The 1,267-nt window shown below is 36.3% G+C and carries 1 protein-coding gene and 1 pseudogene; one reads left to right on the top strand and one right to left on the bottom strand.

Annotation, left to right across the window (positions count from 1 at the left end):
- Positions 1-152: 152 nt before the first annotated feature.
- Positions 153-527 carry a peptidylprolyl isomerase gene (locus ACQKMR_RS28380; RefSeq protein WP_427700246.1) on the bottom strand — a complete coding sequence of 125 codons (375 nt, stop codon included), beginning with the start codon at positions 525-527 and terminating at the stop codon, positions 153-155.
- A 326-nt stretch (positions 528-853) separates the two neighbouring features.
- On the opposite strand from ACQKMR_RS28380, the pseudogene ACQKMR_RS28375 reads away from it, so the two are divergent.
- Positions 854-1,267: pseudogene (locus ACQKMR_RS28375) on the top strand (IS110 family transposase); the annotation flags it as partial.

The following is a 1,267-nucleotide window of genomic DNA, read 5'->3' as shown; positions in this document are numbered from 1 at the left end:
CGATATAACCCTTCAGTTCCGTAAGGAACTGTCTAACCTTTACCTGAGTAATGTGACCATTCTCAATTTAAGTTAGAAACATTTCGCACAACTAAAGCACCCGTTAGTTCTATAACTTTACATCTTATCTTACAATGATTTTACATTCTTTTTTATATACCTGAAACAACATCAAATGGTGTAGATTCTCCATTAATTAACACATCAAGTGCTTTATGTTTATCATCTAACGTTAACTTATAGACACGTTGGACGATTACATCGTCATCTTCTTTCGTTACATTTAACTTTATTTTTAATGTATCCCCTTGTTCCTCAAGGTCAGTAATGACTTCACCTTTTGACTGATAAACAACATAAGCCGTCTTTTCCCCTTCATTAATTAGTTGAAGTGTACTTTCAGAGTCAATTGCATCTTGTACATCGTCTGGTACAACTTCTAATTCGCTAATACTTAATGTTGAATTATTAGAGTTACAAGCTGTTAAAAGAATTGATGCGAATAAAATTAATACTATTTTTCTCAAATTTTTATCTTCCTTCCCTTAAATTAATGATGATAAATTACCTTATTATTCCATTATACCTTATTTCACTAACCTGCCCCGATCGTATTATAATGTCAGCCAGATATTTCTGGTTGACCATTTTTTATATCGATATATGATAACGGTAGCCGGGGTAGAACGTACCTGCCCGTGGGGCTTGGACCCCGTCAACTAAACAGTTCGCCCCCTACTTGTGGAAACATGATTAGGCTGGTTGGGACTACGATCTCGTATAACAAGCGAAGCTATGATACTACAAGAAGGATTTAGGGGTACCGGCAATATTCTTTAGGAGGAGATAATAAATGAATCCAGTAGTTGGTCTGGATGTAGCCAAAGGTGAAAGTCAGGTTCAAGCATTCTTGGAGAAGAAGAAACCTTATCAAGGCAGTTTTAAAGTTACGCATACCATTGAAGGACTAGAAACACTCTTTACTTTCTGAGAGAAATAGAAAATAGAACGGGGATTAAACCTCCGATTGTATTGGAATCTACGGGGCATTATCATATGCCCGTTGTACAGTATTTTGAGGAGAGAGGTTACTTATTAATTATCGTTAACCCACTCATTTCTTATCGTGCGAAGAGCTCTAGTTTACGCAAAGTAAAGACAGATATAATCGGTGCACGTCACCTCTGCGAGCTGTACTATAAAGAGGATTTAGAGCCTTATAAAAAACGAGGGATACAACTCTTAAATCTTCGTAATCTTTCAAGAC

The sequence above is a fragment of the Peribacillus sp. NPDC096540 genome (genome assembly GCF_050278525.1).
In the GTDB taxonomy this organism is placed as follows: Bacteria; Bacillota; Bacilli; order Bacillales; family DSM-1321; genus Peribacillus.
This window is presented reverse-complemented; position numbering and strand designations above follow the sequence as displayed.